Origin of the sequence: Paenibacillus xylanilyticus (genome assembly GCF_009664365.1) — a bacterium.
GTDB lineage: Bacteria > Bacillota > Bacilli > Paenibacillales > Paenibacillaceae > Paenibacillus > Paenibacillus xylanilyticus_A.
Window position 1 is genome coordinate 293,516 of sequence record NZ_CP044310.1, and the last position, 14,647, is coordinate 308,162.

Annotated in this window: 6 protein-coding genes, 16 tRNA genes and 3 rRNA genes; all 25 read left to right on the plus strand. The window is 50.1% G+C overall.

Going from position 1 to position 14,647, the window contains the following annotated elements; all coding sequences use genetic code 11:
- Window positions 1–192: 192 nt before the first annotated feature.
- Complete coding sequence (locus tag F4V51_RS01315; protein ID WP_153976557.1) at window positions 193–1,527, plus strand: ABC transporter substrate-binding protein; 1,335 nt, start codon at window positions 193–195, stop codon at window positions 1,525–1,527.
- An 86-nt stretch (window positions 1,528–1,613) separates the two neighbouring features.
- A complete protein-coding gene (locus F4V51_RS01320) occupies window positions 1,614–2,525 on the plus strand; it encodes a carbohydrate ABC transporter permease (protein WP_162010007.1) in 912 nt (303 codons plus the stop codon).
- Entirely contained in the window at window positions 2,522–3,370 is an 849-nt protein-coding gene (locus F4V51_RS01325; RefSeq protein ID WP_153976559.1) for a carbohydrate ABC transporter permease, read from the plus strand. The genes F4V51_RS01320 and F4V51_RS01325 overlap by 4 nt, the downstream gene beginning before the upstream one ends.
- 25 nt (window positions 3,371–3,395) lie before the next feature.
- The gene (locus tag F4V51_RS01330; RefSeq protein ID WP_153976560.1) at window positions 3,396–5,279 is read left to right on the plus strand and encodes a cache domain-containing sensor histidine kinase; all 1,884 of its coding nucleotides are present in this window, start codon (window positions 3,396–3,398) and stop codon (window positions 5,277–5,279) included.
- Window positions 5,276–6,880 carry a response regulator gene (locus F4V51_RS01335; protein ID WP_153976561.1) on the plus strand — a complete coding sequence of 535 codons (1,605 nt, stop codon included), beginning with the start codon at window positions 5,276–5,278 and terminating at the stop codon, window positions 6,878–6,880. The genes F4V51_RS01330 and F4V51_RS01335 overlap by 4 nt, the downstream gene beginning before the upstream one ends.
- A gap of 21 nt (window positions 6,881–6,901) precedes the next feature.
- Window positions 6,902–7,450 carry a GNAT family N-acetyltransferase gene (locus F4V51_RS01340; protein ID WP_153976562.1) on the plus strand — a complete coding sequence of 183 codons (549 nt, stop codon included), beginning with the start codon at window positions 6,902–6,904 and terminating at the stop codon, window positions 7,448–7,450.
- A 694-nt stretch (window positions 7,451–8,144) separates the two neighbouring features.
- Window positions 8,145–9,696, plus strand: a 16S ribosomal RNA gene (locus F4V51_RS01345).
- 246 nt (window positions 9,697–9,942) lie between these two features.
- Window positions 9,943–12,866: ribosomal RNA gene (locus F4V51_RS01350) — 23S ribosomal RNA — on the plus strand.
- A 75-nt stretch (window positions 12,867–12,941) separates the two neighbouring features.
- A 5S ribosomal RNA gene (gene rrf, locus F4V51_RS01355) occupies window positions 12,942–13,058 on the plus strand.
- The 16S, 23S and 5S rRNA genes sit together here with 16 tRNA genes alongside, the layout of an rRNA operon.
- A 39-nt stretch (window positions 13,059–13,097) precedes the next feature.
- Window positions 13,098–13,174: transfer RNA gene (locus tag F4V51_RS01360), tRNA-Ile, on the plus strand.
- Between the two features lie 88 nt (window positions 13,175–13,262).
- Window positions 13,263–13,338: transfer RNA gene (locus F4V51_RS01365), tRNA-Ala, on the plus strand.
- A gap of 1 nt (window position 13,339) precedes the next feature.
- Window positions 13,340–13,415, plus strand: a tRNA-Asn gene (locus F4V51_RS01370).
- 4 nt (window positions 13,416–13,419) lie between these two features.
- Window positions 13,420–13,491, plus strand: a tRNA-Glu gene (locus F4V51_RS01375).
- A 7-nt stretch (window positions 13,492–13,498) separates the two neighbouring features.
- Window positions 13,499–13,574, plus strand: a tRNA-Val gene (locus tag F4V51_RS01380).
- 5 nt (window positions 13,575–13,579) lie between these two features.
- Window positions 13,580–13,655, plus strand: a tRNA-Thr gene (locus F4V51_RS01385).
- Between the two features lie 9 nt (window positions 13,656–13,664).
- A tRNA-Asp gene (locus F4V51_RS01390) sits at window positions 13,665–13,742 on the plus strand.
- 133 nt (window positions 13,743–13,875) lie between these two features.
- A tRNA-Phe gene (locus F4V51_RS01395) sits at window positions 13,876–13,948 on the plus strand.
- A 12-nt stretch (window positions 13,949–13,960) separates the two neighbouring features.
- Window positions 13,961–14,046 (plus strand) — tRNA-Tyr (locus F4V51_RS01400).
- A gap of 8 nt (window positions 14,047–14,054) precedes the next feature.
- Window positions 14,055–14,127, plus strand: a tRNA-Lys gene (locus tag F4V51_RS01405).
- A gap of 11 nt (window positions 14,128–14,138) precedes the next feature.
- A tRNA-Leu gene (locus tag F4V51_RS01410) sits at window positions 14,139–14,219 on the plus strand.
- Between the two features lie 10 nt (window positions 14,220–14,229).
- Window positions 14,230–14,304 (plus strand) — tRNA-Gly (locus F4V51_RS01415).
- 8 nt (window positions 14,305–14,312) lie between these two features.
- A tRNA-Arg gene (locus F4V51_RS01420) sits at window positions 14,313–14,389 on the plus strand.
- Window positions 14,390–14,404: 15 nt separating this feature from the next.
- Window positions 14,405–14,483: transfer RNA gene (locus F4V51_RS01425), tRNA-Leu, on the plus strand.
- Between the two features lie 8 nt (window positions 14,484–14,491).
- Window positions 14,492–14,565 (plus strand) — tRNA-Pro (locus F4V51_RS01430).
- Window positions 14,566–14,576: 11 nt separating this feature from the next.
- A tRNA-Gly gene (locus F4V51_RS01435) sits at window positions 14,577–14,647 on the plus strand.

Below are 14,647 nucleotides of genomic sequence, written 5' to 3' on the forward strand. Positions count from 1 at the left end.
AAGATCAGGTCACTATGAAGATGATGTTTTCTTGACTTGATAAACCGCCGGAGAATATACTCCGGTGGTTTTTACTCCCTAACCCCTTACTTTTTTGACAGGAAAGCTTACTTTTGTTTATGTCATGAGCGGTAATACGCCGTTACAATAGTTTTGTAAGCGATTCCATAATAAAAGGGGAGAAATTCATTCATGTTGATCACTAAAAAATGGGTAACCCTATTCTGCATGTCCCTGTTGTTATTGGCTACAGCCTGTTCCGGAGCATCTACCGGGTCTACTGCTTCATCTGGTGAGGGAAGTGAGGAAGCTGCCTCGGGCGACATTCAGCTGCGCATGACCTGGTGGGGATCACAGACGCGCCATGATCTGACGACCAAAGTGATCAAACTGTTTGAAGAGAAACACCCTGGTATTACGATCAAACCGGAATACTCCGGATGGGACGGATATTTTGACAAGCTGACCACGCAGGTAGCTGGTTCGAATGCACCGGATATTGTACAGATGGATTACGCTTTTCTTACCGACTTTGCCCGGCGTGGTGCACTTCTCGACCTGACCCCATACAGCGAGAGCAAAGAGCTCCGTACAGATGACCATGACGCGAGCATGCTCAAAGCCGGATCGATTGATGATAAATTATACGCAATTACGTTAGGTGTGAATGCGCCCGGAGTCATTTATGATGCAACCCTGTTTAAGGAACTTGGAATCGAAGAGCCTCAGGAGAGCTGGACGTGGAAGGACTTTAGCGATATTGCAGCCAGGATTGCTGCAGAAAAGGGTGAAGGTTTCTACGGATCAGCGGATGTATCGGGAACGACCAACATGTTTGAGGTGTTTATTCGTCAAACAGGCAAGGGACTATTCGAAGGTGGGACGATGGCGGCAACCTCTGAGGAGCTTCAGCAGTGGTTTGACATGTGGGGAGCCCTTCGCGAGAACGGGGGAGTTACCCCTGCCGAGGTGACAGCGTCCACAACCAACGCATTGGAGACACGTCCGATCTCGCTGGGTACGGCCGCCATGGATTTTGCGTGGTCCAACCAATTATTGACGTTCCAGCAGGTGAACAAAAACCAGGATCACAAGCTTGGCATACAAGTGCTCCCGCATGGCGAGAACGAAAAGCAAATCGGTGAATACCTGAAAGCAGGTCAGTTCCTGTCGGGTTACGCCAAAACCAAGCATCCGAAGGAAGTGGCCATGTTTATTGACTTCATGGTGAACGATCCGGAGGCAACCGCCATTCTCGGCTCCGAGCGGGGAGTACCCGTCAACTCCAGCATTCGTGAGCAAATGCAACCTACGCTGCCTGAAGCGGAGCAAGCCATCTTTCAGTTTATCGACGTCGTATCCAAAAACTCCAGTGAAATTGATCCGCCTTACCCGCAGGGATTTTCCGAAGTGGATACCAGCTTCAAGAGTGCTAGTGAGCAGATCGCCTTCGGTCAAGGCAGCACATCGGATGTGATTGCCCAATTCATTGAAGGTGCCAAGGCGACACTAGCATCGAGTCAATAGAGCCTTGAACAGATCCGGACTTCAAATTCCGCGGGGAGGTTGCGAAGATGAGTACAACACAGGTCAGTCAAGCCCGAACCGAGCGTATGACAGCCCGGCGGGTGAAACGGAGGTATGCTCATAGTGGAGCAGCACTTCTGTTTCTGGCCCCATGGCTGGTTGGGTTATTGTTTCTGACCCTGGGCCCAATGCTGGTTTCATTATATATTTCTTTTACAGACTACAGTATCCTGGCCGCCCCTTCCTGGGTCGGTCTGGGTAACTACACGACCATGTTTACATCGGATAAGCTGTTTATTCAGTCGCTGAAGGTGACCTTTACGTATGTTGCTGTGTCCGTTCCGGTTAAATTAATCTTTGCCTTGCTTGTCGCGATGCTGCTTAACAAGGGGATTCGCGGGCTGGGTATTTACCGGACTGTATATTACATCCCCACCTTGCTTGGAGGCAGTGTGGCCATCGCCATGTTGTGGCGCAAAATGCTGGGTGGTGACGGCCTGCTCAATGGCGTGCTTGCCATGGTGGGTATCAAGGCACCGGATTGGGTGGCTAATCCGAAATATGCGCTGTACTCCATCGTGCTGTTATCCGTATGGCAGTTCGGATCATCCATGATTATTTTCCTGGCAGGCCTGAAACAAATTCCACCTGAATATGACGAAGCTTCTGCGGTAGATGGTGCTGGTCCGCTCCGGCGTTTCTTCAATATAACGCTGCCGATATTATCGCCGGTAATCTTTTTTAATCTGGTCATGCAATTAATTACGTCTTTTCAATCGTTCACGCAAGCCTTCGTCATCAGCAATGGTAGCGGGGGTCCTGTAAATTCAACATTGATGTATTCCCTGTATCTCTATAAGAAGGGATTCTCCTTCTTTCAAATGGGTTATGCCTCGGCGATGGCCTGGGTGCTGGTAATCCTGATCGGCGTGTTTACTTTGCTGGTATTCCGCAGCAGCAAGCTGTGGGTCCATTATGAGGATGGTGGGAAATCATGATTGGACAACGGAATTCTGCTGTTTGGGTCATGGCGAAACATATTTTGATTTCAGGAATTGCCCTCGTCATGCTGTATCCGGTGCTCTGGATGCTGGGCAGTTCGTTCAAGCCGGGACATATGATCTTCACGGAGACGTGGTTCTGGCCGCGGGAATGGAACTTTCAAAATTACATGAACGGCTGGACCGGGATCCAGGGTAACCCATTCTCCCGTTTCCTGACCAATTCCATTGTCCTGTCACTGGGTGCGGTCCTGGGTAATGTGGTCTCTTGTTCAATGGCTGCGTATGCCTTTGCTAGACTTGATTTTCGTTTCAAGGCAATCTGCTTCGGCCTGATGTTAATGACGATCATGCTGCCGCATCATGTGACGCTGATTCCGCAGTATATCCTGTTCAACCATTTGGAATGGGTGAATACGTACCTGCCTCTGGTGGTGCCCAAATGGCTCGCCACGGATGCTTTCTTTATTTTCTTGATGGTTCAATTCTTCCGCGGTCTGCCCAAAGAGCTGGATGAGGCGGCAACCATTGATGGCTGTGGACCCGTACGCATATACACAAAGGTCATTATCCCGCTGGCCTTTCCGGCGCTGGTGACCACGATGATCTTTACCTTTTTGTGGACGTGGGATGACTTCTTCAGCCAACTGATCTATTTAAGCGATGTTAGCAAGTACACGGTGCCGCTGGGGCTGCGTTTGTTCCTGGATTCCAGTTCCCAATCGGATTGGGGCCCGATGTTTGCCATGTCCGTGTTATCGCTCGTGCCTTGTTTCATCGTATTTATGGTCTGCCAAAAGTACTTCGTGGAAGGGATCGCGACCTCCGGGCTCAAAGGGTAATTTCCAAACGAAATGAGTTGGTTTCATGTGGAAACGAAGATTATCCCTGTTTATCAATCACAAACTGCAGCAAAGCAAGCTCACCACGCTGATGGTGACTTGCTTTATTGCGTTTAACCTGCTGCTTGTATCTGGCATCGTCTGGCTGGCATATCAGTCGTTCTCTACCGTAACCTTTACCGAGATTAGCAAAGCACGGCTGGCACTCCTTAACGAGAGCACCCGGCGCGGTTTTGATTTTATTACTGGAGTAACAGGAACCGCCTATTCGCTGGCGAGCAACAGAGAGCTCTCAAGTTTGCTGGAGACAGCAGGAACAGGGAGTCTGACACAGATTCACCAAAGACGGGAGTTAGCCAAAATACTGGACCATACGCTTGTGGTTAGTGAAGGCATCACCTCCGTGGAGTTGTATACGGATGCGTTCAATGGGGTTAACGTCACGATGGCTGACCGGATTTTTCCAGTAGATACGATTGCAGGGGACGCATGGTTCACAGCTCTGGAACATGCAGATGCAGCCTGGGTACCTCTGCGGGAAAATGAATCAGGACATTCCCTGGTTGGTTATGCCCAGCGGATCTTCGACAGTCGTGGCAGTACGGCGGCCTATGTCCTAATCCGATTGAGTCGTGCCGATATTGTTCGCCGATTTGCGGACATGCCCATGGTATTGGATGGACAGGTGCTGCTCGTGGACACGGCCGGGAACGTCATTATGCAGATGGGTGAGGCAGATCCGATAAGGGCTTACGACCAACGTTTCAGTGGTCATGAAGATTCAGTTGTCGCTGATTCGCTTCTGCGAGTGGATACAGCCGCTCGGGGAACGCTACCGGTCGTGGATAGTGAATGGATTCAAGAGCATGCCCAGCAGAATGAAGATGGATTCGAGGTAGTATCTGGCGATGGTGGCGGTGCGCAGCTCGTGCTGTATTCCAAGCCCGCGACACTTCAGTGGCGTTTGGTACAGACGATACCTGTACATACACTGCTATCTCCGGTCAGGTATGCGGGATGGCAGGTGCTCGGTATTGCTGTGGTCGGATTGGTATGTTCAGCCGTATTCGCGTATTTGTTCGTCCGGCGCATTATCCGGCCCCTTCGTCAGTTGATTAAGCGAATGAGACAGCTTGAGAAGGGTGACTTCGAAACCAGGGTACAGCTCTCTTTTACCCAGGAATATGCTCATCTGGCTTATGGCTTCAATCATATGGCTTCCAGACTGACGGAATTGATGAACCAGGTGAAGGAGGAGAGCCGCGCCAAACGAGAGGCCCAGACAAGTCTGCTGGAGGCACAGATCAAACCTCACTTTCTCTACAATACACTGGATATGATCCACTGGCGTGCGCTTGATTATGAAGCCAAAGACATTAGCCGCATGATTGTACAGCTCAGCAAACTTTTACGCATTGGCCTTAGTGGAGGTAAAATGTTCATTAAAATTCGTGATGAGCTGGAGCATGCCCGTTGTTATGTCAGCATCCAGGCCGAAAGATTGCCTTTCTCCATTCATTATGAAGAACAGATCGATCCGCGTGTCCGGAGCTGTTACATCCCCAAAATTATTTTGCAGCCCTTTATTGAAAATGCCGTCATACATGCAAATCCCAAAGATGAGACACTTCAAATACGTGTGGAAATAGGGGAAGAGACGGAGGATCCATCCAGGGTCGTTGTTCAGATTATGGATAATGGTCAAGGTTTACCAGAAGAGTGGGGACTGGAAAGTTCATCAGGTATCGGTGTGAGAAATGTACATCAGCGCATTCAGTTATATTGTGGCAAGGGATATGGCGTTCATTTACGTACAGGTAGCTCGGGTGGTGTGCAGGTAACGATCTCACTACCGCGTATTGAGACGGAAGAGCAGTTAAATCTCTGGCTGGACGGTGAAAACATATGAAAACCATCATGCTTGTAGATGACGATCCACATATGATTAAGGCTTTAACCGAACATATTGAGTGGCCTTCTCTGGGTTTGAGAATTGCAGGCACAGCTTCCAACGGCATAGATGCGCTTGAACAATTCGACCGGCTGCGCCCTGATCTGGTCATGACCGATGTTTACATGCCAGGGATGACAGGGTTGGAGGTAACACAGGCACTTCGCCGCAATTATCCTCATCTGCCGATTATCATTTTAAGTGGATACGACGAATTCGAGAATGCTCGGGCTGCCATGCGGTGGGGAGTGAATCATTTTCTGCTGAAACCGGCAGAGGTGGAAGAGATCGAATCCGTGCTGCGTGAAGTTCTGTTGGAACAGGAGGTGCGAGAGCGGCATGAGCGGCTGGAGCGAACATACAAGCAGGAGATCGGAAAGGTAGTTCCCTATTTGCGCAAACAGTTTCTGCACGAACTCCTGACCACACGTTATCAGGTCAATGAGCTGCCAAGTGAACGTATGGATTACGTGGGTATTCCCTTGTCTGCGCAGGTAAGCGCGATTAGTCTACAGCTGAATCGCCCCGGATTTCTGACAAAGATGAAAGAGCGTGACTGGCAGCTGCTCCGCTACGGGGCGGCTGATATTATTCAGGAAACGATCAAGGAACAAACGGTGTGTTTACCGAACAGTCAGGTTGAGATCGTGGATTATTCAGATCAGGTTTTTGTACTGCTTCTTTTTGGCGGAGAAGAGCTGCTTGATGAGATGTACTCCCTTGTGGAAAGGATGATTGACCAGGTATTTACGTATCTCAAAATGGAGATGAGCGCTGGGATTGGAACACCCAAAAATCATCTGTGCGAGGTAATGGACTCTTATTTGGAGAGCAGAGAAGCCCTTGAGATGGCGGAATTTCAGGGAGGAAGCCGAATCTATTCATATAACTCCATCCAAAGAGTCGAAACGAGTGTCCATGATTATTCTATGCTGCTGCAGCAATGGAACGAGTCTTGGGCAGACATGAAGATTGATTTGGCAGAAGAGGCATGGCTTTTGATCCACCAGATGTTTAAGTTTGGCAAATGCACTGGCCTTCAGGATGTACAGGTGGTAGCCGTAAGTCTTTTTAATACCTTAATTCAGAGTTGGAATAGACAATATCCCCTGTTACAGCCGCCAATGGCCTTGAGCGAGTTTCTCAGGGACATTCAAACTAAATATTCATTGCAGGATCTGCTATGCTGGATGGATGCATTTATTGGAGAATGGATCGAGCAGACACGGAAAGAGATGACAGAGAAAAAGAGCAATAAACTTGTCGATCAGGTGAAACAGTATGTGGAGCAGCATTATGCTGAAGAAATCAGTTTTGAGGCCATTGCGAAGGGGCTTTTTGTACATCCCAAATATCTGAGCCAGCTATTCAAAAGGGTAACCGGGGAGAATTTCGTGGGTTATCTAAACGGATACCGAATTCAAAAGGCGATAGAGCTGCTGCAATCTGGTCATTACATGGTCTACGAGGTTAGTGAGATGACGGGGTTCCGAAACGCGACGTATTTTAGTCAGGTATTCAAAATGCTTACGGGCAAAAGTCCATCCGAATTCGGATAGGAAATAGAGGGAAGGGTAGATATGAAGATTCATAGACAGGAGTTTATCATAAAAGGAATGGCTTATTCGATTAGATCGGCAGAAGAAAGGGATGCAAAGTCGTTATCTTCGCTTCGTGTACAGATCGATGGAGAAACGGAGAACATGGACCGAGAGCAGGGAGAAGCTTATATCGATGCAGCGGGGTTCAGGAACATTATCCGTGTTGACTCAGAGAAAGATCGAAACTTGTTTCTTGTGGCTACTGTGCAGGAAGAGATTGTTGGGTACGCCAGATGTGAGGGGTCTGACCTGAAGCGGTTTTCCCATAGAGTTGAGTTTGGGGTGTGTGTTGCCCGAAATTACTGGGGCTATGGCATTGGGAATAAGCTGCTGGAGTTATCACTCCATTGGGCAGACAGAAGCGGTGTTGAGAAAGTAACACTGACTGTATTAGAAACGAATGATAAAGCAATAGAGCTATACCGAAGAATGGGTTTTGAAATTGAAGGTGTGTTGAAAAAGGACCGCAGACATGCGAACGGGGAGTCCTACGATACGATTGTGATGGGTAGATTCGGAAACAAGTAGGAAAGACCGGTAGTGGTTTGGCCATCGTAATCAGATATCTAACTATCAGCTTCTACTATTAATAGAAGATAGATAACGTAGTAGGTGATCCGTAGTAGACCATATAAGTTGTATCAGAGGATTCAGAATGCTTTCAACAGTGAATCCAGAAATGCTTTCGAAAAAGAAACTAATGAGTCTCACCTCTACTGTACAATACATGTCTACCTGAATGACTGGGTTGGAATAGATGTTGACCTCTGTCTGATAAGTTTTAGATATAGTCTGCACACTGATGACTGCAGAATAATGGTCAAAGTATCTGTGTAAATCTATTCTTTCTTCGATATTAGCATTTGGGATATTTTACATGTAGTAATTACTCTTGCAGCATGGTATATTCTAATTCCGGCCAAGAAAACACGAGATACACGGTGCGGTAAGCTGACTTAACAAGCTTCGAAAGAAACTTCAAAAAAAGTGCTTGCCAAATTGGTTCGGACATGATAAGATATAAAAGTTGCTGAAGAGAACAACACTCTGATGCAAACAACGTTTGATCTTTGAAAACTGAACAACGAGTGAGTAACGATCTTACTTTGTAAGATCGATGCTGAGAAATGGGTACAAGTCATCTGACTGTATGATTTCGAAGCGAAAATGAGATTTTTAATCTCGTCAGATTCAAAATGAGCTAATCGCTCTTTTCAATACTTTATTGGAGAGTTTGATCCTGGCTCAGGACGAACGCTGGCGGCATGCCTAATACATGCAAGTCGAGCGGACTTGAAGAGAAGCTTGCTTCTCTGATGGTTAGCGGCGGACGGGTGAGTAACACGTAGGCAACCTGCCCTCAAGCTTGGGACAACTACCGGAAACGGTAGCTAATACCGAATACTTGCTTTCTTCGCCTGAAGGAAGCTGGAAAGACGGAGCAATCTGTCACTTGAGGATGGGCCTGCGGCGCATTAGCTAGTTGGTGAGGTAACGGCTCACCAAGGCGACGATGCGTAGCCGACCTGAGAGGGTGATCGGCCACACTGGGACTGAGACACGGCCCAGACTCCTACGGGAGGCAGCAGTAGGGAATCTTCCGCAATGGGCGAAAGCCTGACGGAGCAATGCCGCGTGAGTGATGAAGGTTTTCGGATCGTAAAGCTCTGTTGCCAGGGAAGAACGTCCTTGAGAGTAACTGCTCAAGGAGTGACGGTACCTGAGAAGAAAGCCCCGGCTAACTACGTGCCAGCAGCCGCGGTAATACGTAGGGGGCAAGCGTTGTCCGGAATTATTGGGCGTAAAGCGCGCGCAGGCGGTCATTTAAGTCTGGTGTTTAATCCCGGGGCTCAACCCCGGATCGCACTGGAAACTGGATGACTTGAGTGCAGAAGAGGAGAGTGGAATTCCACGTGTAGCGGTGAAATGCGTAGAGATGTGGAGGAACACCAGTGGCGAAGGCGACTCTCTGGGCTGTAACTGACGCTGAGGCGCGAAAGCGTGGGGAGCAAACAGGATTAGATACCCTGGTAGTCCACGCCGTAAACGATGAATGCTAGGTGTTAGGGGTTTCGATACCCTTGGTGCCGAAGTTAACACATTAAGCATTCCGCCTGGGGAGTACGGTCGCAAGACTGAAACTCAAAGGAATTGACGGGGACCCGCACAAGCAGTGGAGTATGTGGTTTAATTCGAAGCAACGCGAAGAACCTTACCAGGTCTTGACATCCCTCTGACCGTCCTAGAGATAGGGCTTTCCTTCGGGACAGAGGAGACAGGTGGTGCATGGTTGTCGTCAGCTCGTGTCGTGAGATGTTGGGTTAAGTCCCGCAACGAGCGCAACCCTTGATCTTAGTTGCCAGCACTTCGGGTGGGCACTCTAAGGTGACTGCCGGTGACAAACCGGAGGAAGGTGGGGATGACGTCAAATCATCATGCCCCTTATGACCTGGGCTACACACGTACTACAATGGCCGGTACAACGGGCTGTGAAGCCGCGAGGTGGAACGAATCCTAAAAAGCCGGTCTCAGTTCGGATTGCAGGCTGCAACTCGCCTGCATGAAGTCGGAATTGCTAGTAATCGCGGATCAGCATGCCGCGGTGAATACGTTCCCGGGTCTTGTACACACCGCCCGTCACACCACGAGAGTTTATAACACCCGAAGTCGGTGGGGTAACCGCAAGGAGCCAGCCGCCGAAGGTGGGATAGATGATTGGGGTGAAGTCGTAACAAGGTAGCCGTATCGGAAGGTGCGGCTGGATCACCTCCTTTCTATGGAGAATCGTCTTCTGCAATGAAGACATTCAAATCTAAAATCTAGCCAGGTTGGCTAGTTACTCACTCGTTGCTCAGTTTTGAGAGCTCAAACTCTCAAACAGCTTGCTTTTGCATGGAGCTTGTTCTTTGAAAACTAGATATCGAAACGAAAATTGCGAATTAGAACATTCCTTTTAGCTGAACTTGTGTTAAACAAGTTTCAAATAATAGTGATAACTGCATTGCTCAATTTGAGCATTTGGTTAAGCTACTAAGAGCACACGGAGGATGCCTAGGCGCTAGGAGCCGATGAAGGACGTGGCGAACAACGATACTGCCTCGGGGAGCTGTAAGCAAGCTTTGATCCGGGGATGTCCGAATGGGGAAACCCAGCTGGGGTAATATCCAGTTACTCACAACTGAATACATAGGTTGTGTAGAGGCATACCAGGGGAACTGAAACATCTAAGTACCTTGAGGAAGAGAAAACAATAGTGATTCCGTCAGTAGCGGCGAGCGAACGCGGAACAGCCCAAACCAGAGAGCTTGCTTTCTGGGGTTGTGGGACGTCTCACATGGAGTTACAAAGGAACCGGTTAAACGAAGAGGTCTGGAAAGGCCCGCCAAAGAAGGTAAAAGCCCTGTAATTGAAAGTCTGTTCCCTCCGAGACGGATCCCGAGTAGTGCGGGGCACGTGAAACCCCGTATGAATCCGGCAGGACCATCTGCCAAGGCTAAATACTTCCTAGCGACCGATAGTGAAGCAGTACCGTGAGGGAAAGGTGAAAAGCACCCCGGAAGGGGAGTGAAATAGAACCTGAAACCGTGTGCTTACAAGAAGTCAGAGCCCATTTTAGGGGTGATGGCGTGCCTTTTGTAGAATGAACCGGCGAGTTACGTTCCCGTGCAAGGTTAAGGTGAAGAGCCGGAGCCGCAGCGAAAGCGAGTCTGAATAGGGCGATGTAGTACGTGGACGTAGACCCGAAACCGGGTGATCTACCCCTGTCCAGGGTGAAGGTGCGGTAACACGCACTGGAGGCCCGAACCCACGCACGTTGAAAAGTGCGGGGATGAGGTGGGGGTAGCGGAGAAATTCCAATCGAACTCGGAGATAGCTGGTTCTCCCCGAAATAGCTTTAGGGCTAGCCTCGGAAAACAGAGTCGTGGAGGTAGAGCACTGATTGGGTGCGGGGCCCGCAAGGGTTACCAAGCTCAGTCAAACTCCGAATGCCATAGACTTACTTCCGGGAGTCAGACAGTGAGTGCTAAGATCCATTGTCAAAAGGGAAACAGCCCAGACCATCAGCTAAGGTCCCCAAGTGTGTGTTAAGTGGGAAAGGATGTGGAGTTGCACAGACAACCAGGATGTTGGCTTAGAAGCAGCCACCATTGAAAGAGTGCGTAATAGCTCACTGGTCGAGTGACTCTGCGCCGAAAATGTAACGGGGCTAAACACACCACCGAAGCTATGGCTTGATCTTATGATCAGGGGTAGGGGAGCGTTGTATAAGGGTTGAAGGTGTACCGTAAGGAGCGCTGGACATTATACAAGTGAGAATGCCGGTATGAGTAACGAAAAGATCAGTGAGAATCTGATCCGCCGAAAGCCTAAGGGTTCCTGAGGAAGGCTCGTCCGCTCAGGGTAAGTCGGGACCTAAGGCGAGGCCGAAAGGCGTAGTCGAAGGACAACAGGTCGAAATTCCTGTACCACCGTAAATCGTTACGAGCGATGGGGGGACGCAGTAGGGTAGTGACGCAGACTGATGGATGTCTGTCCAAGCAGTAAGGCTGATGTGTAGGCAAATCCGCACATCTAAGGCTGAGCTGTGATGGGGAGTGAAAATTACAGTAGCGAAGGTCATGATCTCACACTGCCAAGAAAAGCCTCTAGCCAGATGAAGGTGCCCGTACCGCAAACCGACACAGGTAGGCGAGAAGAGAATTCTAAGGCGCGCGGAAGAACTCTCGTTAAGGAACTCGGCAAAATGACCCCGTAACTTCGGGAGAAGGGGTGCCCCGGTAGTGTGAATAGCACGAGGGGGCCGCAGTGAAAAGGCCCAAGCGACTGTTTAGCAAAAACACAGGTCTGTGCGAAGCCGTAAGGCGAAGTATACGGGCTGACGCCTGCCCGGTGCTGGAAGGTTAAGGGGAGCGGTTAGGAGTAATCCGAAGCTGTGAACCGAAGCCCCAGTAAACGGCGGCCGTAACTATAACGGTCCTAAGGTAGCGAAATTCCTTGTCAGGTAAATTCTGACCCGCACGAATGGCGTAACGACTTGGGCGCTGTCTCAACGAGAGATCCGGTGAAATTTTAATACCTGTGAAGATGCAGGTTACCCGCGACAAGACGGAAAGACCCCATGGAGCTTTACTGCAGCTTGATATTGAATTTGGGTACGATCTGTACAGGATAGGTGGGAGCCTTTGAAGCATGAGCGCCAGCTTGTGTGGAGGCACCGTTGGGATACCACCCTGATCGTATCTAGGTTCTAACCTGGTGCCCTTAGCGGGTACGGGGACAGTGTCAGGTGGGCAGTTTGACTGGGGCGGTCGCCTCCTAAAGAGTAACGGAGGCGCCCAAAGGTTCCCTCAGAATGGTTGGAAATCATTCGAAGAGTGCAAAGGCATAAGGGAGCTTGACTGCGAGACCTACAAGTCGAGCAGGGACGAAAGTCGGGCTTAGTGATCCGGTGGTACCGCATGGAAGGGCCATCGCTCAACGGATAAAAGCTACCCTGGGGATAACAGGCTTATCTCCCCCAAGAGTCCACATCGACGGGGAGGTTTGGCACCTCGATGTCGGCTCATCGCATCCTGGGGCTGAAGTAGGTCCCAAGGGTTGGGCTGTTCGCCCATTAAAGCGGTACGCGAGCTGGGTTCAGAACGTCGTGAGACAGTTCGGTCCCTATCTGTCGTGGGCGTAGGAAATTTGAGAGGAGCTGTCCTTAGTACGAGAGGACCGGGATGGACGTACCGCTGGTGTACCAGTTGTTCCGCCAGGAGCACCGCTGGGTAGCTATGTACGGACGGGATAAGCGCTGAAAGCATCTAAGCGTGAAGCCCCCCTCAAGATGAGATTTCCCAGTATGTAAGACCCCTTGAAGACGACGAGGTAGATAGGCTGGGGGTGGAAGTGCAGTAATGCATGGAGCTGACCAGTACTAATCGGTCGAGGGCTTATCCAAATTGCAGGTTTTAGTCGCAAGTTTCGTTTCGGATCTAGTTTTCAGAGAATGATCTCTGAGTGTATAGCAGCATCGTTTGGTGGCGATGGCGGAGGGGTTCCACACGTACCCATCCCGAACACGACCGTTAAGCCCTCTAGCGCCGATGGTACTTGGACCGAAGGGTCCTGGGAGAGTAGGACGCTGCCAAGCGAGACCCCACTGGGGTATTTTTTTTCGAGTTTTTGATAAGGGCCCTTAGCTCAGTTGGTTAGAGCGCACCTCTGATAAGGGTGAGGTCGGTGGTTCGAGTCCACCAGGGCCCACCATACAAGTTTTATGAAATTCACGGGGTCCCCGGAAAGTAATCGGAATAAACCTCGAAGCTATACTTCACTTTGTGGGGTAAACAAACATGGGGCCATAGCTCAGCTGGGAGAGCGCCTGCCTTGCAAGCAGGAGGTCAGCGGTTCGATCCCGCTTGGCTCCACCATTCCCTGATAGCTCAGTTGGTAGAGCACTCGACTGTTAATCGAGTTGTCACAGGTTCGAGTCCTGTTCGGGGAGCCATTAAGGCCCGTTGGTCAAGGGGTTAAGACACCTCCCTTTCACGGAGGTAACAGGGGTTCGAATCCCCTACGGGTCATAGATATGGAGGCTTAGCTCAGCTGGGAGAGCATCTGCCTTACAAGCAGAGGGTCGGGGGTTCGAGCCCCTCAGCCTCCACCATATATGCCGGTGTAGCTCAACTGGTAGAGCAACTGACTTGTAATCAGTAGGTTGGGGGTTCAAGTCCTCTCGCCGGCACCATTAATGCCTGGAACCGTGGTGTAGTTGGCCTAACATGCCTGCCTGTCACGCAGGAGATCGCGGGTTCGAATCCCGTCGGTTCCGCCATCTTTATTTTGCTTCAGGGATGAGAATCCGTTTTTGGGTTCGTCGGAGCATACACTTCGAGAGCATCAGCTTCGCAGTCTCGAACGAAGTGAGAGTATCCCGTCGGTTCCGCCATTAATCTAAAATTGAATAAGGCTCGGTAGCTCAGTCGGTAGAGCAGAGGACTGAAAATCCTCGTGTCGGCGGTTCGATTCCGTCCCGAGCCACCTTTTAATCCTGGAGGATTAGCGAAGTGGCCAAACGCATCAGACTGTAAATCTGCTCCCGTACGGGTTCGGTGGTTCGAATCCATCATCCTCCACCAGTTTTTATGAGTCATTAGCTCAGTTGGTAGAGCACCTGACTTTTAATCAGGGTGTCGAAGGTTCGAGCCCTTCATGACTCACTTTTATATATGCGCGTGTGGCGGAATTGGCAGACGCACTAGACTTAGGATCTAGCGTCTTTGACGTGGGGGTTCAAGTCCCTCCACGCGCATCCCTTATACGCGGACGTGGCTCAGCGGTAGAGCATCGCCTTGCCAAGGCGAGGGTCGCGGGTTCGATTCCCGTCGTCCGCTCCAATTATTTTGCGCCCTTAGCTCAGCTGGATAGAGCGTTTGACTACGAATCAAAAGGCCGGGAGTTCGAATCTCTCAGGGCGCGCCATTTATAACTTCATATGCCGGCGTGGCGGAATGGCAGACGCGCTCGACTCAAAATCGAGTGGGAAACCGTGGAGGTTCGAGTCCTCTCGCCGGTATAACATAACGGGATGTAGCTCAGCTTGGTAGAGCACCTGGTTTGGGACCAGGGGGTCGCATGTTCAAATCGTGTCATCCCGATATTATTTTACGCGGGTGTAGTTCAATGGTAGAACTTTAGCCTTCCAAGCTAATAGCGTGGGTTCGATTCCCATCACCCGCT

Excerpts from the sequence above, each read along its gene's own strand:
- F4V51_RS01315 (WP_153976557.1), top strand. The coding sequence starts at position 193 with ATGTTGATCACTAAAAAATGGGTAACCCTATTCTGCATGTCCCTGTTG.
- F4V51_RS01320 (WP_162010007.1), top strand. The coding sequence starts at position 1,614 with ATGACAGCCCGGCGGGTGAAACGGAGGTATGCTCATAGTGGAGCAGCA.
- F4V51_RS01325 (WP_153976559.1), top strand. The coding sequence starts at position 2,522 with ATGATTGGACAACGGAATTCTGCTGTTTGGGTCATGGCGAAACATATT.
- F4V51_RS01330 (WP_153976560.1), top strand. The coding sequence starts at position 3,396 with ATGTGGAAACGAAGATTATCCCTGTTTATCAATCACAAACTGCAGCAA.
- F4V51_RS01335 (WP_153976561.1), top strand. The coding sequence starts at position 5,276 with ATGAAAACCATCATGCTTGTAGATGACGATCCACATATGATTAAGGCT.
- F4V51_RS01340 (WP_153976562.1), top strand. The coding sequence starts at position 6,902 with ATGAAGATTCATAGACAGGAGTTTATCATAAAAGGAATGGCTTATTCG.